This window comes from Pseudomonas sp. SW-3 (assembly GCF_016615645.1).
Lineage (GTDB): Bacteria > Pseudomonadota > Gammaproteobacteria > Pseudomonadales > Pseudomonadaceae > Aquipseudomonas > Aquipseudomonas mandelii.
In genome coordinates, this window is sequence record NZ_CP067098.1 from 6052390 (window position 1) to 6073903 (window position 21514).

19 protein-coding genes and 1 riboswitch are annotated in these 21514 nt (G+C 60.2%); of the genes, 11 read left to right on the plus strand and 8 right to left on the minus strand.

Annotated features, from left to right (window positions below; all coding sequences use genetic code 11):
- The first annotated feature begins 15 nt into the window (after positions 1–15).
- The 4 genes from JIO00_RS27460 to JIO00_RS27475 all read left to right on the plus strand — a co-directional run bounded on the left by JIO00_RS27460 (position 16) and on the right by JIO00_RS27475 (position 4622).
- Positions 16–1011, plus strand: a complete 996-nt coding sequence (locus JIO00_RS27460) for an ArsR/SmtB family transcription factor (protein WP_010466932.1) — start codon at positions 16–18, stop codon at positions 1009–1011.
- A gap of 18 nt (positions 1012–1029) precedes the next feature.
- Positions 1030–2220 (plus strand): methionine adenosyltransferase, encoded by a 1191-nt coding sequence (metK, locus tag JIO00_RS27465; RefSeq protein ID WP_010466931.1) that lies wholly within the window; start codon positions 1030–1032, stop codon positions 2218–2220.
- A gap of 237 nt (positions 2221–2457) precedes the next feature.
- Positions 2458–4131: an NAD-dependent DNA ligase LigB gene (ligB, locus tag JIO00_RS27470; protein ID WP_200667228.1), complete on the plus strand. Its 1674-nt coding sequence runs from the start codon at positions 2458–2460 to the stop codon at positions 4129–4131.
- A 95-nt stretch (positions 4132–4226) separates the two neighbouring features.
- Complete coding sequence (locus JIO00_RS27475; RefSeq protein ID WP_010466929.1) at positions 4227–4622, plus strand: DUF1090 domain-containing protein; 396 nt, start codon at positions 4227–4229, stop codon at positions 4620–4622.
- Positions 4623–4702: 80 nt separating this feature from the next.
- On the opposite strand, the gene JIO00_RS27480 is transcribed toward JIO00_RS27475, so the two are convergent.
- A complete protein-coding gene (locus JIO00_RS27480; RefSeq protein WP_102593716.1) occupies positions 4703–5152 on the minus strand; it encodes a c-type cytochrome in 450 nt (149 codons plus the stop codon).
- 128 nt (positions 5153–5280) lie between these two features.
- Between JIO00_RS27480 and mltA the strand changes: the two genes are divergently transcribed.
- Positions 5281–6465, plus strand: a complete 1185-nt coding sequence (gene mltA, locus JIO00_RS27485; protein ID WP_010466927.1) for a murein transglycosylase A — start codon at positions 5281–5283, stop codon at positions 6463–6465.
- Between the two features lie 145 nt (positions 6466–6610).
- On the opposite strand, the gene JIO00_RS27490 is transcribed toward mltA, so the two are convergent.
- A complete protein-coding gene (locus tag JIO00_RS27490) occupies positions 6611–6994 on the minus strand; it encodes an MAPEG family protein (protein ID WP_010466926.1) in 384 nt (127 codons plus the stop codon).
- A 40-nt stretch (positions 6995–7034) separates the two neighbouring features.
- Positions 7035–7868: an EamA family transporter gene (locus tag JIO00_RS27495; RefSeq protein WP_010466925.1), complete on the minus strand. Its 834-nt coding sequence runs from the start codon at positions 7866–7868 to the stop codon at positions 7035–7037.
- Positions 7869–8154: 286 nt separating this feature from the next.
- On the opposite strand from JIO00_RS27495, the gene JIO00_RS27500 reads away from it, so the two are divergent.
- Entirely contained in the window at positions 8155–9324 is a 1170-nt protein-coding gene (locus tag JIO00_RS27500) for an MFS transporter (protein WP_077747245.1), read from the plus strand.
- A 173-nt stretch (positions 9325–9497) separates the two neighbouring features.
- Positions 9498–10763 (plus strand): cation:proton antiporter, encoded by a 1266-nt coding sequence (locus JIO00_RS27505; protein WP_010466923.1) that lies wholly within the window; start codon positions 9498–9500, stop codon positions 10761–10763.
- On the opposite strand, the gene JIO00_RS27510 is transcribed toward JIO00_RS27505, so the two are convergent.
- Complete coding sequence (locus JIO00_RS27510) at positions 10764–11651, minus strand: formate/nitrite transporter family protein (protein WP_010466922.1); 888 nt, start codon at positions 11649–11651, stop codon at positions 10764–10766.
- A gap of 182 nt (positions 11652–11833) precedes the next feature.
- Positions 11834–12238 (minus strand): acyl-CoA thioesterase, encoded by a 405-nt coding sequence (locus JIO00_RS27515; protein ID WP_010466921.1) that lies wholly within the window; start codon positions 12236–12238, stop codon positions 11834–11836.
- Between the two features lie 188 nt (positions 12239–12426).
- Positions 12427–12529, plus strand: a riboswitch (S-adenosyl-L-homocysteine riboswitch).
- Positions 12530–12552: 23 nt separating this feature from the next.
- Between JIO00_RS27515 and ahcY the strand changes: the two genes are divergently transcribed.
- The 4 genes from ahcY to JIO00_RS27535 all read left to right on the plus strand — a co-directional run bounded on the left by ahcY (position 12553) and on the right by JIO00_RS27535 (position 18028).
- A complete protein-coding gene (ahcY, locus tag JIO00_RS27520; RefSeq protein ID WP_077747242.1) occupies positions 12553–13962 on the plus strand; it encodes an adenosylhomocysteinase in 1410 nt (469 codons plus the stop codon).
- Positions 13963–14153: 191 nt separating this feature from the next.
- Positions 14154–14999, plus strand: a complete 846-nt coding sequence (metF, locus tag JIO00_RS27525) for a methylenetetrahydrofolate reductase [NAD(P)H] (protein ID WP_010466919.1) — start codon at positions 14154–14156, stop codon at positions 14997–14999.
- Between the two features lie 125 nt (positions 15000–15124).
- Positions 15125–15928, plus strand: a complete 804-nt coding sequence (locus JIO00_RS27530) for a substrate-binding periplasmic protein (protein WP_010466917.1) — start codon at positions 15125–15127, stop codon at positions 15926–15928.
- Between the two features lie 222 nt (positions 15929–16150).
- On the plus strand, positions 16151–18028 hold the full coding sequence (locus JIO00_RS27535) for a DEAD/DEAH box helicase (protein WP_010466915.1): 1878 nt from the start codon (positions 16151–16153) through the stop codon (positions 18026–18028).
- A 246-nt stretch (positions 18029–18274) separates the two neighbouring features.
- On the opposite strand, the gene JIO00_RS27540 is transcribed toward JIO00_RS27535, so the two are convergent.
- From JIO00_RS27540 to JIO00_RS27550, 3 genes are all read right to left on the minus strand, one after another.
- Complete coding sequence (locus JIO00_RS27540; protein WP_200667230.1) at positions 18275–18859, minus strand: YceI family protein; 585 nt, start codon at positions 18857–18859, stop codon at positions 18275–18277.
- 32 nt (positions 18860–18891) lie between these two features.
- Positions 18892–19443, minus strand: a complete 552-nt coding sequence (locus JIO00_RS27545) for a cytochrome b (protein WP_010466911.1) — start codon at positions 19441–19443, stop codon at positions 18892–18894.
- A 265-nt stretch (positions 19444–19708) separates the two neighbouring features.
- Entirely contained in the window at positions 19709–21466 is a 1758-nt protein-coding gene (locus JIO00_RS27550; RefSeq protein ID WP_169857147.1) for a flavin monoamine oxidase family protein, read from the minus strand.
- Positions 21467–21514 lie beyond the last annotated feature (48 nt).

Genomic DNA, 21514 nt, shown 5'->3' on the forward strand with positions numbered 1-21514 from the left:
TAGACTGCTGGCCTTATGAATTTACGCGTGCCTTCCATTCAACATGACGATTGCGATGAGCTGGCGGCCCTGTGCAAGGCCGGCGGTGATCCTCTGCGGCTGAATGTATTGCGCGCGCTGGCCAACGATTCGTTTGGCGTACTGGAACTGGCGCAGATCTTCGGTATCGGTCAGTCCGGCATGAGCCACCACCTCAAGGTCCTGGCCCAGGCCGACCTGGTGGCGACCCGCCGTGAAGGCAACGCGATTTTCTACCGTCGCGCCCTGCCCCACACCGACCTGCTGGGCGGCAAGCTGCACGCCGCCTTGCTCGAAGAAGTGGACAACCTGACGTTGCCCGCCGATGTGCAGTCGCGTATCGCTCAAGTCCATGGACAACGAGCCGCGGCCAGCCAGGACTTTTTCTCACGGGTGGCGGAGAAGTTTCGTGCCCAGCAAGACTTGATCGCCGGCCTGCCGCAATACCGCGAAAGCGTAGTGGCGCTGCTCGACAAGCTGAGTTTCAGAGACGGCGCGACGGCCATTGAAGTCGGCCCCGGCGACGGTGAATTTTTGCCGGAACTGGCGCGCCGCTTCACAGAGGTCACGGCGCTGGACAACAGCCCGGCGATGCTCGAACTGGCGCGCCAGGTTTGCGAACGTGAAACGCTGGCTAACGTCAGCCTGCAACTGGCCGATGCATTGAATGGCGTGAGCCTCAAGGCCGATTGCGTTGTACTGAACATGGTGCTGCACCATTTCGCCGCGCCGGCCGAAGCGCTCAAGCACATGGCCGACTTGCTGCAACCGGGCGGTAGCCTGCTCGTGACAGAGTTATGTAGCCACAACCAGAGTTGGGCCAGGGAGGCCTGCGGTGATCTGTGGTTGGGGTTTGAACAGGACGATTTGGCCCGTTGGGCCACCGCTGCGGGACTCGTTCCCGGGGAAAGCCTCTATGTAGGCTTACGTAATGGTTTCCAGATCCAGGTCCGCCATTTTCAGCGACCGGCTGGCGACACTCACCATCGGTAAATTCAGGAAAAAATCGAGATGAGCGAATACTCCCTCTTCACCTCCGAGTCCGTGTCCGAAGGGCACCCGGACAAAATCGCCGACCAGATTTCCGATGCGGTGCTGGACGCCATCATTGCTGAAGACAAGTTCGCCCGCGTAGCGTGCGAAACCCTGGTTAAAACCGGCGTGGCAATCATCGCAGGTGAAGTCACCACGTCGGCTTGGGTCGACCTGGAAGAGATCGTGCGTAACGTCATTCTGGACATCGGCTACAACAGCTCCGATGTCGGCTTCGACGGTGCCACTTGCGGCGTGATGAACATCATCGGCAAGCAGTCCCCTGACATTAACCAGGGTGTCGACCGTGCCAAGCCTGAAGATCAGGGCGCTGGCGACCAGGGCCTGATGTTCGGCTACGCCAGCAACGAAACCGACGTGCTGATGCCAGCACCGATCACTTTCTCGCACCAGCTTGTGCAGCGCCAGGCCGAAGCCCGTAAATCCGGCCTGCTGCCTTGGCTGCGCCCGGACGCCAAGTCGCAAGTGACTTGCCGTTACGAAGGCGGCAAGGTCGTCGGTATCGACGCCGTTGTTCTGTCGACCCAGCACAACCCTGAAGTGTCGTACAAAGACCTGCGCGAAGGCGTGATGGAGCTGATCGTCAAGCACGTGCTGCCTGCCGAACTGCTGACCAAAGACACCCAGTTCCACATCAACCCGACTGGCCAGTTCATCATTGGCGGCCCGGTGGGTGACTGCGGTCTGACCGGTCGCAAGATCATCGTCGACAGCTACGGTGGCATGGCCCGTCACGGCGGCGGCGCGTTCTCCGGCAAGGATCCATCGAAGGTTGACCGTTCGGCAGCCTACGCCGGTCGTTACGTGGCCAAGAACATCGTTGCGGCCGGCCTGGCCGAGCGTTGCGAGATTCAGGTTTCCTACGCGATCGGTGTTGCCCAGCCGACTTCGATCTCGTTGAACACCTTCGGCACCGGCAAGATCAGCGACGACAAGATCGTCAAACTGGTTCGCGAAATCTTCGACCTGCGTCCATACGCGATCACCACCATGCTCGACCTGCTGCACCCGATGTACCAGGAAACCGCTGCGTACGGCCACTTCGGTCGCACCCCGGCAACCAAGACTGTGGGCGAAGACACCTTCACCACGTTCACCTGGGAAAAGACCGACCGCGCCGACGACCTGCGTACTGCAGCCGGCCTGTAAGACTTTCCTGGCGGTACCAAAAGCCCCGCACGGTTCGCCGTGCGGGGCTTTTTATTGGTTTCGCTTTACACCGGATCGCCCCCATCGCGAGCAGGCTCGCTCCCACATTAGTCCTGTCATGCGCCAGCGTTGCCCTCACTGAAGATCCAGACCGGAAACACCAGGCAAAACACCCACTCCTTCCTAAAAAAAATACTGACTAACCTTCAAGCATCCCCCTGAGCAAGGACGCTCACGATGCTTCTGCGCCTGTTTTCCGCTTTGTTCCTGACCCTGCTTTGCCTGAGCTCGAACGCTGCCGACTGCCCCGACTGGTCACCCGCCCGCGCCCTGGACGAAATCACTGCCCTGCAAAAACAGATCGATTTCTGGGACGACAACTATCACCGCCACGGACGCTCGCTGGTCGCCGATGAAATCTATGATCAATCCCGCGCGCGATTGAGCGAATGGCGTGAGTGCTTTGATTTGAGTCTGGCGCCCGACCCCTTGCGCACGGCGGGCGGCAAGATGGCCCACCCCATCGCTCACACCGGCCTGGAAAAACTGCGTGATGGCGGAGCAGTCGAGCATTGGCTACGCGAGCGCAATGACATCTGGATACAACCCAAGGTCGACGGCGTGGCCGTGACGCTGATCTATCGCAACGGCTCGCTGCATCAGGCGATCAGCCGCGGTGACGGCGTCAATGGCCAGGACTGGACCGCCTCGGCCCGACAGATTGCGGCCATTCCCCGGCATCTGCCGCAACCATTGGATGTGCTGGTGCAAGGCGAACTCTACTGGCGCCTGAACGACCATGTGCAAGCCAAGGCAGGCAGCCTCAACGCCCGCTCCACGGTGGCCGGGTTGATGGCCCGCAAAGAGCTGACCGCCGAGCAGGCAGGTGGTATCGGGTTGTTTGTCTGGGATTGGCCGCAGGGTCCGGCAAGCCTGCCGGCGCGCGTGGCGGCTCTCGATGAAATGGGTTTTCCGGGCACGGCGCCCTACAGTCAGCCGATCAAGGTGTTTGCCGACGCTGAACGATGGCGCGATCACTGGTATCGCACGCCACTGCCCTTCGCCAGTGACGGCGTCGTTTTGCGCCAGAGCCAGCGACCACCGGCCGAACGCTGGCAGGCGCGCCCCTCCTTCTGGAGCGTTGCCTGGAAGTATCCGTTCGCCCAGGCACTGGCCGAAGTGCGCAAGGTCCACTTCAAGATTGGTCGCACAGGTCGGATTACTCCGGTGCTGGACCTGACGCCGGTGAAGCTGGATGACCGACAGATCAAACGGGTAAGCGTCAGCTCCCTGCGACGCTGGGAAGAGCTGGATGTCCGCCCTGGGGATCAGGTGTCCATCAGCCTGGCGGGACTGACCATTCCAAGGCTCGATGGCGTCGTGCTGCGCAGTACCGAACGCACTGAATTAAACGTGCCATCGGCAGCAAACTTTCACCATTTGAGTTGCTGGCAACCGACATCAGGCTGCGAGAGCCAATTCCTCGCGCGACTGACCTGGCTCAGCGGCAAGCAAGGACTGGCTTTGCCCCATCTCGGCCCTGGCACCTGGGAGAAACTTTTCGAAACAGGCCGCCTCGACAGCCTGTTGGATTGGTTGACCCTCGATGCTCAAGAGCTTGCTAACATTGATGGCTTCGGCGAACGCAGCGCGGCTCGTCTTCTAAACAGCTTCAACAGCGCACGGCAACGCCCTTTCGCTCGCTGGCTCAAAGCCTTGGGGTTGCCGCCGACCGGCCAGGCACGGCTTGCCGATTCATGGCAGGAACTGGCGAATAGAAACACCGAACAATGGCAGGCAGAAGCAGGTATCGGCCCGGGACGCGCAGCGCAATTGAGCGCCTTTTTCCGCGACCCGCACGTCCTGGCACTGAGTCAAACATTACGTATGGCCGGGATTGACGGCTTTTAAACACCGAGCCCCGGCAGCCCGGGAACCCAAAGGGGCCGACGGGCTCAAACGCCCATCGCCACATCGACCCGATTGTCTTCGCACTTGGAGCTTTTATGAAATTTCTTTCACCACTCGCCTTGCTGACCCTTTGCAGCGTGATGGCCGCTCCCCTGATGGCCGCCGAAGAAGCCCCGGGGCTGACCGGCTGCGCCGCCAAGAAACAGGGAATCATCAATCAGATCGAACTGGCCAAATCCCACGGCAATGCTGAACAGCAGGCTGGCCTCGAAACGGCCCTGAGCGAAGTCACCACCCATTGCACCGACGCCTCGCTGAAGAAAGAACGGGAAAACAAGGTGCTCGACGCCAAGCATGAAGTCAGCCAGCGCCAGGCCGATCTGGACAAGGCCATGAAGAAAGGCGATCCGGACAAGATCAACAAGCGCAAAGACAAACTTGCCGAGTCCCGAAAGGAATTGCAGAACGCGCTCGACGAGTTGGACAAGTAACCCCCGAATTGAGCGAGGGAGCTTTTGTGACGAGGGGCTTGTCGGAACGCCCCCCCCTCGCCACAGGAATGCATTGCCAATCAATGATCCCGAAACTCTTTATGGCAGGCACTACAGGCATCTTCGACTTTCTGCACCGCCGGGCCCAGGTTACTGGCCTTGTAAGGCTGAACCTTGCTGGCAATCACCAATTCACCGGTGGCGGCTTCAAGGGTGCGCACCATGTCCTGGAAGCGTGCCTGCTGCTGCCACACATTGTCCGTGGCGCTGCTGTGATCTTCTTCACGCACTTGCGGGAAATGTTTCCAAGGCTCACGGGACAAGGTGTCGAGTTTCACGGCGCCTTCGGCAAATTTCGGACCGTCGAACGGGATACGACCACGCAACATACCGCCCAGGTCTTCACCGGTCTTGAGCATCTGTTTGAAGATCGCCTTGCGTTGTCCCAGCGGCGAATTCGGATCAACGCCACCGCAGGCAGACAAGGTCAGGCAGGCCAGCAATACAACAGAAAGTCTTTTAAGAGTCATGGTGGCTTCAGGTCACGGGAAACGGCGGCCAGTATCCTCGTGTCATCGGCAAAGACCAATAGCCCTATTATCAATACGGGTTGTTTGAGCGCATGGAGCACTCAGGCAACCGACAAAGGAATTACTCCATGAACAGCCGTTTCAAGGCATGGCGTCACCACCTCGTGTGGACTCTTCCAATGGTGGCCGTGCTCGCCGGCTGCACCGGCGGCGATAAAGACACCCCTAAAACCCACGCCCTGGCGACCTACTCCAGTACCAGCTGGGAAGCATTGCCGGCGGTGTCCGACACCGACCTGGTCGCCGGTTTCGGCTCGTGGCGCAGCGCCTGCACCCGACTCAAGGCCGACCCGGTCTGGGGATCGACCTGCGCGGCTTCCGCCAATGTGCCGCAGACCGCCAGCGACATTCGCGGCTTCCTCAAGCAGAACCTCGACGTCTACGGCCTGCGCGCCGCCAATGACAATCCCAACGGTTTGATCACCGGCTATTACGAGCCGGTCTACCCGGGCAGCCTGACCCAGACCGAAGTGGCGAACATTCCGGTGTACGGCGTGCCCGAGGACATGATCATTGTCTCGCTGGACAGCATCTACCCGGAACTCAAAGGCAAACGCCTGCGCGGACGCCTCGAAGGTCGCGTGCTCAAGCCTTACGACGATGCGGCAACGATTGAAACCAATGGAGTAAAGGCGCCAGTGGTTGCGTGGCTGACCGACCCGATGAACCTGCAATTCCTGCAAATCCAGGGTTCGGGTCGCATCCAGCTCGACGACGGCCGCCAACTGCGCATTGCCTATGCTGACCAGAACGGCCATCCCTATCGCCCCATCGGGCGCTGGCTGGTGGAGCAAGGCGAGTTGAAGAAGGAAGACGTGACCATGGGCGCCATCAGCACGTGGGCAAAAGCCAATCCGTCGCGCATTCCGGAACTGCTGGGCAGCAACCCCAGTTACGTGTTCTTCACTCGCAACCCGGACAGCAACGAAGGGCCACGCGGCTCGCTGAACGTTCCGCTGACGGCCGGTTACAGCGCGGCAGTGGACCGCAAAGTCATTCCGCTGGGCAGCCTGTTGTGGTTATCCACGACAAAACCGGACGGTACTGCACTGGTACGGCCCGTGGCGGCGCAAGACACTGGCGGCGCGATTGCCGGCGAAGTGCGTGCGGATCTGTTCTGGGGCACTGGCGAGGCGGCCGGGCAATTGGCCGGGGACATGAAACAGCAAGGGCAGATCTGGATGCTCTGGCCTAAAGGCGCGGCGTTGCCGCAAGTGCCGCAGGTTGCCGATGCGGCGAAGGCCAACCCGTAAGCCTTGTATTTGCAGTTAGATAGTCATCGCGAGCAGGCTCGTTCCCACGGTGGATCTCGGTTGTACACAGCGTTTGTGTTCACTGAAGATCAACTGTGGAAGCGAGCCTGCTCGCGATGAGGCCAGACAAATCACCGCAATACTTTCATACCGACACCACAAAGAAACTGGCAATCAACCCCATCCCCACAAACCACACCAGCGACCGCAATATCGCCCAGTCCGCCAGGTAGCAAATGATGTACAGCAGCCGACTGGTGATAAACAGCACCGCCAGCACGTTAACCGTCACCAACTGCGCCGTGCCCACCAGATGCGCAACAATCACCGCGATCGCAAACGCCGGGGTCACTTCAAAGCTGTTCAGTTGCGCCGCATGCGCGCGCCTGCCCAGACCATTGAGCGACTCGAGAAAGTCCCGGGGGTCATGGTTGTCTTGCAGCCTGAACCTGCCACTGACCTTGGCGATGACCGTGCAGAGATAGGGCAGGAAAATCGCGATCAAAACGCACCACAGAGCAACCGTCATAAAGCAGTCCTTTCTTCAGTTTTGGAATGTTGAGTGCCCGTTAGAACTTCATGACCAAAATACCGATCAGTACGAGCCCACAGGCTAAGAGCCTTGGCCTGCCGAAAGGTTCTTTCAGGTAACGCATGCCGAACAGCACCACCAGAATCACGCTGATCTCGCGCAACGCCGCCGCTTCGGCAATCGACCCCAGTTGCATTGCCCACAGCACCAAAGCGTAGCTGAACAACACGCAGAACCCGACCGCCAGCCCCAGTCGCCACTGTTCACGCCAGAACAGCATGAACGCCGTGCGCTTGCTTACCAGCGCCAGCAACGGGAACGGCCAAGCGCTGAGCAACGTGACCCAGACCAGATAGTCCAGAGGGTGCGACCAGCGCCGTAACGCCTGGCCATCGATGAAGGTGTAGCAGCCGATGCACAGGCCGATCAGCGCCACCACCGGCAACATCGACCACGGCAGACGCGCACCACCACCGCCCTGCCAGAGCAGGCACAGCATGCCAAACGGAATCAACAGGATTCCGAAAATCTGCTGATTTGTCAGGACTTCGCCAGCGAAGATCAGCGTCAGTGCCAGCACCACCAGCGGCGACAGCCCACGCATCAACGGATAGACCAACCCGAGGTCGCCGACCCGATACGCCTGGATCAGCAGATAGCGATAGAGCAGTTCGAACGCCGCCGACGCCAGAATCCATGGCCAGATTTCAATCGGTGGCAGCGCCACGAACGGCAGCATCAGAGCGACAAACAGCATCGCGACGCTATCCATGCAGGCCACCACCAGCAGCCGTTCGGCACTGAATTTGATCAGGGTATTCCACGCCGCGTGCAACAGCGCCGCCACCAACACCAAAGCCGTCGCAAGCACGGCACGCTCCTTTTATTGACCGCCGCGCCCCCCTGTAGGAGCCAGGCTTGCCGGCGAAGGCAATCTCAAGGACGCCTTCGCCGGCAAGCCTGGCTCCTACAGGACGCGCGTGGATAATTGATTCGCCATATGTCAGCAGCTGTTTATACTGCAAGCGACCACGCCGCACTCAGTTGCGCACAGACTAATTCCAATAATTTCTGCCCCTGCCCGCTCTCTTCGAGAACGGTCATCGGCATGCGTATGCCTGATCAAAGCGTCAAGACTACCGACAGAGACCTTGCGCATGCCACTCGCCTTGCTCGCCCTCGCTGTTGCCGCGTTCGGCATCGGCACCACTGAATTCGTCATCATGGGTTTGCTGCCCGACGTCGCCCGCGACCTCGCCGTGAGCATTCCCCACGCCGGCCTGCTGATCACCGGCTACGCCCTGGGCGTGGTGTTCGGCGCGCCGATTCTTGCGATCGGCACCGCCAACATGCCGCGCAAAGCCACGCTGCTGGGCATGACGCTGATGTTCATCCTCGGCAACGTGCTGTGCGCATTGGCACCGAACTATGCCACGTTGATGGCCGCGCGAGTGGTCACCGCGCTGTGCCACGGTGCGTTCTTCGGCATTGGCTCGGTAGTCGCGGCGGGCCTGGTTGCACCGAACAAAAGGGCGCAGGCCATTGCCATGATGTTCACCGGCCTGACGCTGGCCAACGTGCTCGGCGTGCCGTTGGGCACCGCGCTCGGGCAATACGCCGGTTGGCGTTCGACGTTCTGGGCGGTCTCGGTGATCGGGGTAATTGCAGCCCTCGCGCAGTGGCTCTGGCTGCCGAAGGACATCGCGATGGACAAGGCCAACCTCGCCAGCGAGTTCAAAGTGCTGGGCAAGGTCAATGTGTTGTTGGCATTGGGCATGAGCGTGCTGGCGTCGACCAGTCTGTTCAGCGTGTTCACCTACATCGCGCCGATTCTGCAGGACATCACCGGGGTCAGCCCCCATGGCGTGACAATCATGCTGTTGTTGTTTGGCGTCGGCCTGACGGCGGGCAGCATGCTGGGTGGTCGCCTGGCGGACAGCCGATTGCTGCCTTCATTGGTGGGCATGGCGCTGGCCGTGGCAGTGGTATTGGCGGCCTTTAGCCAGACCAGTCACTCGGTGATTCCGGCGGCGATCACACTGGTGCTGTGGGGGATTTTCGCGTTTGCCCTTTGCCCGATTCTGCAACTGCTGATCATCGATCAGGCGCATGAAGCGCCGAATCTTGGCTCGACGCTGAATCAGAGCGCCTTCAATCTTGGCAACGCAGCAGGTGCGTGGATCGGCGGGCTGGTGGTTGCCAGCGGTGCGGACCTGGCGGATCTGCCGTGGACCGGTGCGCTGGTCAGTGGCCTGACGGTGCTGACCGCGCTGTTCTACATCTATCTGCAACGCCGCGGTGCGACTGCGGTCAATGTGTCCGGCTGAATCATTGCGTCGCTGCTGACACCGCTATCGCGAGCAGGCTCGCTCCCACAGTGGATCTCCAGTGCACACAGATTCTGTGTACGACCGAATTCCATGTGGGAGCGAGCCTGCTCGCGAAGAAACTGACTCGGTGCAACTGCCTTAACCCCCACCCCCCCATCCAAGGACCCCGGATGCTCGAACTTGTCGCTGCCTTTATCTGCCTGACCACACTCCTCACCTACGTGAATTTCCGCTTCATCGGCCTGCCTCCGACCATCGGGGTCATGGTCACCGCGCTGATGTTTTCCCTGCTGCTGCAAGGCCTGAGCTTGCTCGGCTACCCCGGCCTCGAGGAGCGCATTCAGCAGCTGATCAGCCAGATCGACTTTGGCGATCTGCTGATGAACTGGATGCTTTCCTTCCTGCTGTTCGCCGGCGCCCTGCACGTCAACCTCAATGACCTGCGCAGCTACCGCTGGCCTATCGGGCTGCTGGCGACCTTCGGCGTATTGATCGCCACGGCGGTGATCGGCAGCCTCGCCTATTACATTTTTGCCCTGTTCGGCTGGCACGTGAGCTTCCTTTATTGCCTGCTGTTCGGCGCGCTGATTTCCCCCACCGACCCGATCGCGGTCCTCGGCGTGCTACGGACTGCCAATGCGTCCAAGCCTCTGAAAACCACCATCGTCGGCGAGTCGCTGTTCAACGACGGCACGGCCGTGGTGGTGTTCACCGTGTTGCTGGGCATTGCGCAACTCGGCGAGACCCCGACCGTCGGCGCCACAGCGATGCTGTTCGCCCATGAGGCGATTGGCGGCGTGCTGTTCGGTGGGCTGATCGGTTATCTGGTGTACCTGATGATCAAGAGCATCGAGCAGCATCAGATCGAGGTCATGCTGACCCTGGCGCTGGTGATCGGCGGCTCGGCCATGGCGTCGGAGCTGCATGTGTCCGCCCCCATCGCGATGGTCGTCGCGGGTCTGATCATCGGTAACCTGGGCCGCAACCTGGCGATGAACGACATGACGCGCAAGTACCTGGACGGCTTCTGGGAATTGCTCGATGACATGCTCAACGCCCTGCTGTTCGCTCTGATCGGCATGGAGCTGTTGCTGCTACCGTTCAATTGGCTGCACGTGCTGGCGGCGAGTTTGCTGGCACTGGCGATTCTGCTCTCGCGCCTGCTGACGGTCGCGCCGGCCATCGTGCTGCTGCGGCGCTGGCGCACCGTGCCGCGCGGGACAATCCGGATTCTGACCTGGGGTGGTTTGCGCGGCGGTGTTTCGGTGGCCCTGGCCCTGGCCCTGCCGCTGGGCCCGGAGCGCGACTTGCTGCTGAGCATCACCTACATCGTGGTGCTGTCGTCGATCCTGCTGCAGGGTTTGAGCATCGGCAAACTGGTCAAGCACGTGACCCGGGATGAGCCTGCGCCAGCGGCACAGGCCGAGCATCACTGATTACTTTTTGCTCTTCTGCGGATCAGGCTCCGACGCCTGATCCGTCGTCTTCTTCGGCGGGCCGCTCTCGCTGCGAATCTGCGCGTGGCTGATCAGCGCGAAGATGAAGCTGCCGCCGATGATGTTCCCCGCCAGCGTCGGCCCGGCGAACACCAGCCAGAAATCCTTCCACGGCAATTCGCCGGCAAACACCAGGTACGAGACCTCGGCCGAACCGACCACGATGTGGGTGAAATCCCCCAGCGCCATCAGGTAAGTGATGAGGATGATGATCCACATCTTGGCGCTCTCCATGGACGGGATCATCCAGACCATGGTGGCAATCATCCAGCCCGACACAATGCCTTTGGCGAACATCTGGCTGGCGTCGTTTTCCATGATCTTGCGCCCGATATCGAGGAAGGCCAGGTCGGTCTTGCTGTCGAAAATCGGCAGATTGAGCATCACGTAGGCCACGAGCAGCGTGCCGCAGAGGTTGCCGACCAGCACCACCGACCACAGGCGTAGCAATCGCCCGAAATTGTTCAGTGTGGGTTTGGTCATGATCGGCAGCACGGCCGTCAGGGTGTTCTCGGTGAACAACTGCTGACGGGCGAGGATTACCGCAAGAAAGCCAGCGCAATAGCCGAAACTGGCGATCACCTTGAAGCCTTCACCGTCCGGCAGTCGGGAATTGAGCAGTCCCATGGCCATCAGCGACAGGCCCATGGTCAGGCCGGCGGCGAGTGCCGACCACCACAAGGCGGCGACGCTGCGTTCGAGCTCCTGATCGCCCTGGGTGCGGATGATTTCATGCAGCACCGCGGCCCGCGGTGGCTGGTTTTTGTCGACGTCGTGCTGTTCTTCCGGCGACAGGTTTGGGGTCTTGCCGTCTTGCTTGATGTCCATAGCGCTCCGGAACAGGTGATGTGTCATGTAGGTACGACACGCGCGGCCCGGAGCTGTTCACTGACCGTCCAACGAAACTGGCTCTGTAGGAGCGAGGCTTTCCAGCGAAGGGTTCACCTCGGTATTGCTGGTGACACAAATGACGCCTTCGCGAGCAAGCTTCGCTCCTACGGGGGCTCGCATTACTCGCTGGCGACGTCGTCCTTGAACTGGTCTTTGACGTACTTGATCTCGGTCTGGCCGTGCGGCGCGGGCAAGCCGTCTTCACCCAGGTTGACGAAGACAATCTTATCCACCGTCAGGATGCTTTTGCGGGTGATCTTGTTGCGTACTTCGCATTTCAGGGTTATCGAGGTACGACCGAACTCGGTGGCAGTGATGCCCAGTTCGATGATGTCGCCCTGGCGCGAGGCGCTGACGAAGTTGATCTCGGAAATGTACTTGGTGACCACTCGCTGATTGCCCAGCTGGACGATGGCGTAGATCGCCGCTTCTTCGTCGAGCCAGCGCAACAGGCTACCGCCGAACAGTGTGCCGTTGGGGTTGAGGTCTTCGGGTTTTACCCATTTGCGGGTGTGGAAATTCATAGGGGGCTCCAGGTTTGAGGCGTTTGAGCGATAGAGTTCTGCCCCCAGCTTCAAGTTTTAAGCGCCAAGCTGCAAGTAAATGCAGATTCGCTGTTACTTGCCGCTTGTAGCTTGTAGCTTGCCACTTGCCGGACAAAGGAAGCTATAATCGCCACCGATTTAAAACGGCTACTACCGTTTCCCGCCACCTGTCCGAGGGGCGCTGCAGCAGGTTCGACCTGTCAGGCTCGGATGGGGCGTTGACTGGCCATGATCGGCCGGACACTAAACGCACAACGGCGCCCATTCGCATACATTACGAATGGAGGCTCATCATGAGCGCTGTTATCACGCCTGCAGATTTTAACGATTACAAAGTGGCCGACATGTCCCTGGCTGCCTGGGGCCGTCGCGAAACCATCATCGCCGAATCCGAAATGCCAGCCCTGATGGGTCTGCGCCGCAAGTACGCCGGTGAGCAGCCACTCAAAGGCGCCAAGATCCTTGGCTGCATCCACATGACCATTCAGACTGCCGTGCTGATCGAAACCCTGGTTGCCCTGGGTGCCGAAGTGCGTTGGTCGTCCTGCAACATTTTCTCGACTCAAGACCAGGCCGCTGCCGCTATCGCAGCTGCCGGTATCGCGGTTTATGCCTGGAAAGGCGAAACCGAAGAAGAGTACGAGTGGTGCCTGGAGCAAACCATCCTCAAAGATGGCGCGCCTTGGGATGCCAACATGATCCTCGACGACGGCGGCGACCTGACCGAGCTGCTGCACAAGAAATACCCGGCGATCCTGGACCGCGTCCACGGCGTCACCGAAGAAACCACCACTGGCGTTCACCGCCTGCTGGACATGCTGGCCAAGGGCGAGCTGAAAATCCCGGCCATCAACGTCAACGACTCGGTGACCAAGAGCAAGAACGACAACAAGTACGGCTGCCGTCACAGCCTGAACGATGCGATCAAGCGTGGTACTGACCACCTGCTGTCCGGCAAGCAAGCGCTGGTCATCGGTTACGGTGACGTGGGCAAGGGCTCGGCTCAGTCCCTGCGTCAGGAAGGCATGATCGTCAAGGTCTCCGAAGTCGACCCGATCTGCGCCATGCAAGCCTGCATGGACGGCTACGAGCTGGTTTCGCCGTTCATCGACGGTATCAACAACGGTACTGAAGCCAGCATCGACAAAGCCCTGCTGGGCAAGATCGACCTGATCGTGACCACCACCGGCAACGTCAATGTTTGCGATGCAAACATGCTCAAAGCCCTGAAGAAGCGCGCTGTTGTCTGCAACATCGGCCACTTCGACAACGAAATCGACACCGCTTTCATGCGCAAGAACTGGGCATGGGAAGAAGTGAAGCCGCAGGTTCACAAAATTCACCGTACCGGCCCTGGCGCATTCGATGCCCAGAACGACGACTACCTGATCCTGCTGGCCGAAGGCCGTCTGGTTAACCTGGGTAACGCTACCGGTCACCCAAGCCGCATCATGGACGGTTCGTTCGCCAACCAGGTTCTGGCGCAGATCTTCCTGTTCGGCCAGAAGTACGCCGACCTGTCGCCAGCCCAGAAAGCCGAGCGCCTGACCGTTGAAGTACTGCCGAAGAAACTCGACGAAGAAGTGGCCCTGGAAATGGTCCGCGGTTTCGGCGGCGTTGTGACTCAACTGACCAAGACCCAGGCCGACTACATCGGCGTGACCGTCGAAGGTCCGTTCAAGCCGCACGCTTACCGCTACTAAGACAAAGCAGCTGCGAGCTTTAAGCTTCAAGCGGCAAGCAAGGTCAAAAGCCGAACTTGCCGCGCGAAGCTCGAGAGCTCTGCCCCTATTCCAAAACAGTTTCAGGCAGCAGGCTCCAGGCACAAGAGATCAGCGCACCTCCGCTTCTCTTGCAGCTCGCAGCTTGCAGCTTGTAGCTGGAGGTTCCCTCCATGTCCCAAGACCGTCGCTACAGCTTCGAGTTCTTCCCTACGAAGACCGACGCTGGGCATGAAAAGCTACTCGCCACTGCCCGTCAGCTGGCCACGTACAACCCCGATTTCTTCTCCTGCACTTATGGTGCTGGCGGTTCGACCCGTGATCGCACGCTCAACACCGTGTTGCAGCTCGAAAGCGAAGTCAAAGTCCCGGCTGCGCCGCATCTGTCTTGCGTTGGCGACAGCAAGGACGACCTGCGCGGCCTGCTGGCTCAATACAAGGCAGCCGGCATCAAGCGTATCGTTGCCCTGCGCGGTGACCTGCCATCCGGCATGGGCATGGCCAGCGGCGAAATGCGCCACGCCAACGACCTGGTTGAATTCATTCGTGAAGAAACCGGCGATCACTTCCACATCGAAGTCGCCGCCTACCCGGAGATGCATCCGCAAGCGCGCAATTTCGAAGACGATCTGAACAACTTCGTGCGCAAGGCTAACGCTGGCGCCGACAGTGCGATCACCCAGTACTTCTTCAACGCCGACAGCTACTTCTACTTCGTCGAGCGTGTACGGGCGATGGGCGTGAACATCCCGATCGTGCCGGGGATCATGCCGATCACCAACTACAGCAAACTCGCGCGTTTCTCCGACGCTTGCGGTGCGGAAATCCCGCGCTGGATCCGCAAACAGCTGGAAGCCTACGGCGACGACACCCAGAGCATTCAAGGCTTTGGTGAGCAAGTCATCACCGAAATGTGCGAACGCCTGCTGCAAGGTGGCGCACCGGGGCTGCACTTCTACACACTGAACCAGGCTGAAGCGAGCCTGGCGGTGTGGAACAACCTGAAGCTGCCGCGCTGAAACAGTGCAGCACTCCAATGAAGGCTCTGGCGCAATCCAGGGCCTTTTTTATGGATTGCGCCTCGGGCCAGAGCTTCTGGATCCGATTTCTGGCTCTTTATGACTTCTCGTCGTAATCTCAAGCCATGCCTCTGATCGCACAGTTACTCACCGTGTTTCTTTTCTCTTGCCTGAGCTTTGCCGCCCGGGGCGAGAAGTTGCGCATTGTCACCGAGCCGTGGGCGCCTTATGTCTATGAGGAAAACGGCAAATCCCTGGGCCTGGATTACGAAACCACGGCGATCGTGTTCAAACGCCTGGGGATCGAAGTGGACTGGCAGTTCCTGCCATGGAAACGCTGCCTGTCGATGCTTGAAACGGGCCAGGCGGATGGAGCGCTGGACATTTTTCACAGCGATGAACGCGACGCCACCTTGCTCTACCCCAGCGAACCGCTGTCGGAAGTCGAGTTCGTGATGTTCTACGCTAATGAGCGGCCCCATCCGTTCCGCACCCTCGACGACCTGAAAGGCCTGACCGTCGGCACCTCGCCGGGCTACCTCTATAGCAAGGATTTCAGCGAGTCGACTCTGTTCACCCGGGAGCCGGCGCCAACCCATGAAGCCAACTTCGGCAAACTGGTGCGCGGGCGGATCGACCTGCTGATCACTGATCGCCGGGTCGGGCAGCACTTGCTCGACGAATTGGGCATCCGCGACAAGATCACCGAAAACCCCACCGTCATCAGCCGCCAGAGCCAGTTTTTGGCGGTACGCCGTAACGCCGGCATGGATTTGCTGGTGCAGCGTTTCGGTGCCGAACTCAAGCGCTTCAAGCGCGAGCCCGCCTACGCTGAGCTCAGCGCCCGTTATGGCGCAGGCCCGGGGGTGCAAGCCGCCGCCACCACCACCGAAAAAACCGTTGAGCAGCAGGAAAGCGGCGCGCAGTGATTGCTCTGTTATACTCCGGCCTTCCCGCCAGGCTCACGCCCGGACGCTCGGACTTGTTCAAGGCATCTCGATCCGCTACAGCGCAGCTTTTCAGCCCGCGCGAGCGCTCCAGACGAGCTTTCAAGACCCAGCAGGACCGGACGGGATTGCGTTCCTCTTAAACGCCATTCGCGCCAGGCAAGACTCCCATTGGGCCAAGCCCTAACTAAAACAGGATTACTCATGTCCTTTGCTTCCCTCGGTCTCTCCGAGGCTTTAGTCCGCGCCATCGAGGCAGCGGGCTATACCGAGCCTACTCCGGTGCAACAGCGGGCTATCCCCGCCGTGTTGCAAGGTCGCGACCTGATGGTCGCGGCTCAGACAGGTACTGGTAAAACCGGCGGCTTCGCCCTTCCGATTCTGGAGCGGTTGTTCCCCAACGGTCACCCGGACAAATCCCAGCGTCACGGCCCGCGCCAACCGCGCGTACTGGTCCTGACCCCTACCCGCGAACTCGCGGCTCAAGTACACGAGAGCTTCAAGGTTTATGCCCGTGACCTGAAGTTCGTCAGCGCCTGCATCTTCGGCGGCGTCGGCATGAACCCGCAGGTTCAGGCCATGTCCCGTGGTGTCGACGTGCTGGTGGCCTGCCCTGGCCGCCTGCTCGACCTCGCAGGCCAAGGCAGCGTCGATCTGTCCCACGTGGAAATCCTCGTGCTGGACGAAGCCGACCGCATGCTCGACATGGGCTTTGTCCATGACGTGAAGAAGGTCCTGGCTCGCCTGCCGAGCAAACGTCAGAACCTGCTGTTCTCGGCGACCTTCTCCAAAGACATCACCGACCTTGCCGGCAAGCTGCTGCACAACCCGGAACGCATCGAAGTCACGCCGCCGAACACCACGGTCGAGCGCATCGAGCAACGCGTCTTCCGCCTGCCAGCCAACCACAAGCGTTCGCTGTTGGCGCACCTGATCACCGCTGGCGCCTGGGAACAGGTCCTGGTGTTCACCCGCACCAAGCACGGCGCCAACCGTCTGGCCGAGTACCTGGACAAACACGGCCTCAGCGCCGTCGCGATCCACGGCAACAAGAGCCAGAACGCCCGCACCAAAGCCTTGGCCGACTTCAAGGCCGGTGAAGTGCGCATTCTGGTCGCCACCGACATCGCCGCTCGCGGCCTCGACATCGACCAGTTGCCACACGTGGTCAACTTCGAGCTGCCGAACGTCGACGAAGATTACGTTCACCGTATCGGCCGTACCGGCCGTGCCGGTCGTTCGGGCGAGGCGATCTCGCTGGTCGCCCCGGACGAAGAAAAGCTGCTGAAAAGCATCGAGCGCATGACCAAGCAGAAGATTGCCGATGGCAACCTGATGGGCTTCGACTCCAGCGCTGTAGAAGCCGAGAAACCGGAAGTTCGCGAGCGTCCGGATGTGCGTAACCCACGCAACCCACGTGGCCCGCGCGGCGACGGCCCGAACGGCACCGGCGGTGGCGGCGGTCGTAAAGACAAGGGCAAGGACAAGGGCGGCAAGGAAAAAGCGCCTGCCACTGGCCGTGGCGATCGCCCGGCCCGTGAACACAAGCCACGCGAAGGCACCCCGGCTCGCGAGCAACAGCGTCCGGCTCCTCGTGCTGCCGTTGATCGTGCTCCGGATGAGTTCCTGGACGACGATGTGGATAACTTCGGTAACCGCGTTGACTACGTGCCTCAAGCCAAACCGGCTCAGGGCCGTGGCCGCCGTCCGGGTGCTCCGGCACCAGGCGCGGCAGCCGGCGCAGGTGCTCCACGCACCGGCGGCAAGCCTCAGGGTCGCCAAAGCGGTCCGCGCAGCAGCGACGGCGCCACCACCGGCACGCCGCCGGCCAAGCGCAGTGGCCCACGTAACGGCGCTCCACGTGACGGCCAGGCCCGTCGTGAAGAGTCCCGCAACCGTCGTCCGGCTCGCACCGACGACCAGCCGCGTTCGGAACCGGCCGTGCAAAACCCGCGCGGCCCGGCACCGAAGATCATTCACAAGGAGTCGAAAACCGATCGTTTCCCGACTCCAGAGCAACTTGATCAACTGCCAGGCCGTCCACGCGGTGAGAAGCCAGCGTTGCTGACCCGCAATCGCTGATTTAGCACTGCCATAAAAAATGCCCCGGCTCTCACGACCCGGGGCATTTTTTTGGCCTGACGCAACCCCCTGTAGAAGCGAGGCTTGCCCGCGAAGGGGTCAACCGGATTTCTGTGGAGAGGCCGCTGGCGCTTTCGCGGGCAAGCCTCGCTCCTACAGGATTTTGGGTGCGACGCAGATTATGTTCGGCCATAAAAAACGCCCCCGATCGCGAGATCGGGGGCGTTTTCGTGTCAGGGGCGAAAATTACTTCGCCTTCACACCTTCAAACGAAACGTACAACTCGACGGCATCGGACGCTGGGCCCAGGTCTTTCTGCTTGCCGAAGTCGGAACGCTTGATGCTAGTGGTGCCTTCGAAGCCGGCACGGTAGCCGCCCCATGGATCCTTGCCTTCGCCCAGGAAGGTAGCCTTGACCACGACTGGCTTGGTCACGCCAAGGATGGTCAGGTCACCGGCCACGTCGGCAGTGTCTTTGCCAGCGGCGTTTTTGCCGGTGGATTTAACGCTGGTGGAGACGAACTTGGCTTTAGACCCGTCCAGGAAGTCTTTGCTGGCGATGTGCTTGTCGCGCTCGGCATGGTTGGTGAACACACTGGCGGTGTTGACGTTGAACTCGATCTTGCTCGCTTCCGGCTTGGCCGCATCGAAGCTGAACTTGCCGTCGATGTCCTTGAAGGTACCGGTGATGTAGCTGTATCCCAAGTGGCTGATCTTGAAGTCAACGAAGGCGTGCTGGCCTTCTTTGTCGACGACGTAGTCAGCCGCCATCACGTTAGCGGACAGCAGAGCCGAACCGATTGCCAGAGCAGCGAGTGTTTTTTTCAACATGCTTTCTATTCCTTTGGAGTCGAGGTTGAACTTCAGGCTTTGCGGCCCAGCATTCGATTGAGGGTCGCATCACGATCGATAAAGTGGTGCTTCAATGCTGCCAACGCGTGGAGACCGGAAAAAATGACCAGCGCCCACGCCAGATACAGATGAATCACACCGGCGGTGTCTGCCTGGTCCGGTAGTCCGGAAACCAGCGCAGGAATTTCAAACAGGCCAAACACCGAAATCCCGACACCGTCTGCGGTGGAAATCAGGTATCCGGCAATCATCACAGCAAACAGGCTGAAGTACAGGAACGAATGACCGAACTTGGCGCCGAGACGCGTCATGCGGCTATACGTTTCCAGTGTCGGCGGTGGCGGGCTGATAAAGCGCCACAACACCCGCAGGACCATGACAGCCAACAACACCAGGCCAATGCTCTTGTGCAATTCCGGCGCGTCTTTGCGCCAGGTGCTGTAGTAGTCGAGACCGACCATCCACAAGCCCAGCGCGAACAAACCGAAGACCGCCAGCGCCACGCCCCAGTGCATGAAGACGCTGACCCAACCGTAGCGGGAAGAAGAGTTACGTAGCTGCATTGCCCAAATCCTGTGAGAACTGCGACCAAGACTATCGAGTTATCTATCGAATTAAAGCGGAAAATTTCGCTTTGAAATATCGAGAAATACGATCAAGAGTCTGAAATAGAGTCGTTAAGGAAAGATTAAAGACCAATGTGTAATAAAAAATGAAGTCCAGCCATGGAACACCTGCGCCACAAGATTTATTCGATTCTTGTGATTGGTTTCTTTCAGGCATAAAAAAACGCGGCATGTCTGCCGCGTTTTTTTGAGTGCCAGAAGCTTACTGCGCTTTGGTTTCCGTCGCCGGGGTCGTAGAAGTTTTTGCCGCTGGTTTCTTCGCGGTTTCAGCCTTCTTCGCCGGGGCTTTGGCCGGCGCTTTTTTGGCTTCGGTCTTGGCAGCAGGCTTTTTCACCGGGGCTTTCTTGGCCGGCTCGGCTTTCACCGGGACCACAGGCTTCGGCGCTTCAACCGGTGCAGGTGCTGGAGTCGGTGCCGGCGTTGGAGCAGGTGTCGGCGCCACTGGCTCTGGTGCCTTGACCGGTTCCGGCTTCTTGTCGTCATCGGACGAACCACCGAACAGGTTGGTGAAGAAGTTGCCTTTCTTCGCCGCCACCGCGCCGGCCGCTACAGCGGTCGCTGCCGGCACAACCTTCGCAGGCTCAAACGACTTGCCCGCCGCCAGGTCTTCAACCTGACTGGCTGCACGTTGACCGGTGCGCAATGCGCCTTCCAGCGTGCCTGGGTACAAGGTGTCGGTGTGTTCGCCAGCGAACGCTACGCGTTGCAGCGGACGTTCCCACAGGCGCCAGTATTTGCTGATCTGGCCCGGGCCGAAGGCCAGGTAAGCGCCGCCCATCGACGGGTCGGTGCTGTAGCGGCGGATTTCATAACCGGTGAACGAACCGCGCGCCTGTGGATAAAACGCATGCAGACGAATCAGCACCTGGTCGACCATCTGCTTGTCGCCGAACGCCTGCATCACCCGTGCGTTGTCGCCGGACAGGTTGATCACCACGTTGGCGCCACCCTTCAGCGCCGGCTCGACCCACAACATGCCCAGGCCGGTGTTGCTGTAGATCTCGCCGGACATGCGCGCCTTGCTTTCCCACACTGGCGTCTTGAACTTCAGCATGATCTGGTCACGCCAGCCGTAGTTGGTGCCCTTGATAGCACCCAGGTGCTGGGCGTCCAGCGCCGGGATCATCTGAATCTTGTTCAGGGCGCGCAACGGCACGGCCACCACCACGTAGTCAGCCTGATAGCCAACGCTGCCGACTTTGACGGTCACACCGTCCTTGTCCTGGTTGATGGACGACACCGGAGAGCTGGTCTTGATGGTTTTCAGCTGTTTGACGAAGGCCTGGGCCAGTACCGGGCTGCCGCCGAGCAGGCGCGAAGCGCGCAGGTCACGGTCGGAGACGCCACGATAAACACGGCTCTGCTGTGCGAAATACAGCAGCGACAGGCGCGAAGGTTCGTCGTAACGGGTACGAATCTGCTGGTTCACCAACTGACGTGCCGTGGCTGGCAGGCTCAGACGGTCGAGCCAGTTGGAAACGTTGATCTGATCCAGAGCGTGCAGCGTACTGTTGGCCGCCGGGTTCTGCGGATCTTCGATCGAACGCGCCAGATCGTCCAAGGTCTTTTCGTAGCGCTTGAGGGCTTCGGCGGTGGCCGGTTCCTTGGTGGCCAGGTCGGCGGCGGTGTAATACACGCCATCGATCAGGTAGCTCGGGGTCCGCACGAATTCAGGGGCTGGCGTGGTGCTCAGCTTGAAGGTCGATACGTATTTGTTCAGCACCGGTTGGGTCTTGTCGTTGCCGATCCACTCACTGGTGGCCATACCGGAACGACCGCCCAGGCTCGGCTTGGCTTCCAGCAGGGTCACCTGCCAGCCTTTGTTCTGCAGTTCATAAGCGGCAGTAAGGCCCGAGAGCCCGCCGCCGATCACGATCGCCGTTTTATCCTTGGCCAGCGCAGACACGCTGAACAGCCCCAACATCACCAGCGCACAGGCGCGCAGCCAACCAGCAGACATTCAGCGAACTCCGGAAATACACGAGGAAATAGCGGTTTTACGAGTCAG

Coding starts and splice junctions, on each gene's coding strand:
- JIO00_RS27490 (WP_010466926.1), bottom strand. CDS start 6,994: ATGACGGTTGCTCTGTGGTGCGTTTTGATCGCGATTTTCCTGCCCTAT.
- JIO00_RS27510 (WP_010466922.1), bottom strand. CDS start 11,651: ATGGACATCAAGCAAGACGGCAAGACCCCAAACCTGTCGCCGGAAGAA.
- JIO00_RS27460 (WP_010466932.1), top strand. CDS start 16: ATGAATTTACGCGTGCCTTCCATTCAACATGACGATTGCGATGAGCTG.
- JIO00_RS27535 (WP_010466915.1), top strand. CDS start 16,151: ATGTCCTTTGCTTCCCTCGGTCTCTCCGAGGCTTTAGTCCGCGCCATC.
- JIO00_RS27480 (WP_102593716.1), bottom strand. CDS start 5,152: ATGACTCTTAAAAGACTTTCTGTTGTATTGCTGGCCTGCCTGACCTTG.
- JIO00_RS27500 (WP_077747245.1), top strand. CDS start 8,155: ATGCCACTCGCCTTGCTCGCCCTCGCTGTTGCCGCGTTCGGCATCGGC.
- JIO00_RS27550 (WP_169857147.1), bottom strand. CDS start 21,466: ATGTCTGCTGGTTGGCTGCGCGCCTGTGCGCTGGTGATGTTGGGGCTG.
- metF (WP_010466919.1), top strand. CDS start 14,154: ATGTCCCAAGACCGTCGCTACAGCTTCGAGTTCTTCCCTACGAAGACC.
- JIO00_RS27545 (WP_010466911.1), bottom strand. CDS start 19,443: ATGCAGCTACGTAACTCTTCTTCCCGCTACGGTTGGGTCAGCGTCTTC.
- JIO00_RS27505 (WP_010466923.1), top strand. CDS start 9,498: ATGCTCGAACTTGTCGCTGCCTTTATCTGCCTGACCACACTCCTCACC.
- mltA (WP_010466927.1), top strand. CDS start 5,281: ATGAACAGCCGTTTCAAGGCATGGCGTCACCACCTCGTGTGGACTCTT.
- metK (WP_010466931.1), top strand. CDS start 1,030: ATGAGCGAATACTCCCTCTTCACCTCCGAGTCCGTGTCCGAAGGGCAC.
- ligB (WP_200667228.1), top strand. CDS start 2,458: ATGCTTCTGCGCCTGTTTTCCGCTTTGTTCCTGACCCTGCTTTGCCTG.
- ahcY (WP_077747242.1), top strand. CDS start 12,553: ATGAGCGCTGTTATCACGCCTGCAGATTTTAACGATTACAAAGTGGCC.
- JIO00_RS27530 (WP_010466917.1), top strand. CDS start 15,125: ATGCCTCTGATCGCACAGTTACTCACCGTGTTTCTTTTCTCTTGCCTG.
- JIO00_RS27540 (WP_200667230.1), bottom strand. CDS start 18,859: ATGTTGAAAAAAACACTCGCTGCTCTGGCAATCGGTTCGGCTCTGCTG.
- JIO00_RS27515 (WP_010466921.1), bottom strand. CDS start 12,238: ATGAATTTCCACACCCGCAAATGGGTAAAACCCGAAGACCTCAACCCC.
- JIO00_RS27475 (WP_010466929.1), top strand. CDS start 4,227: ATGAAATTTCTTTCACCACTCGCCTTGCTGACCCTTTGCAGCGTGATG.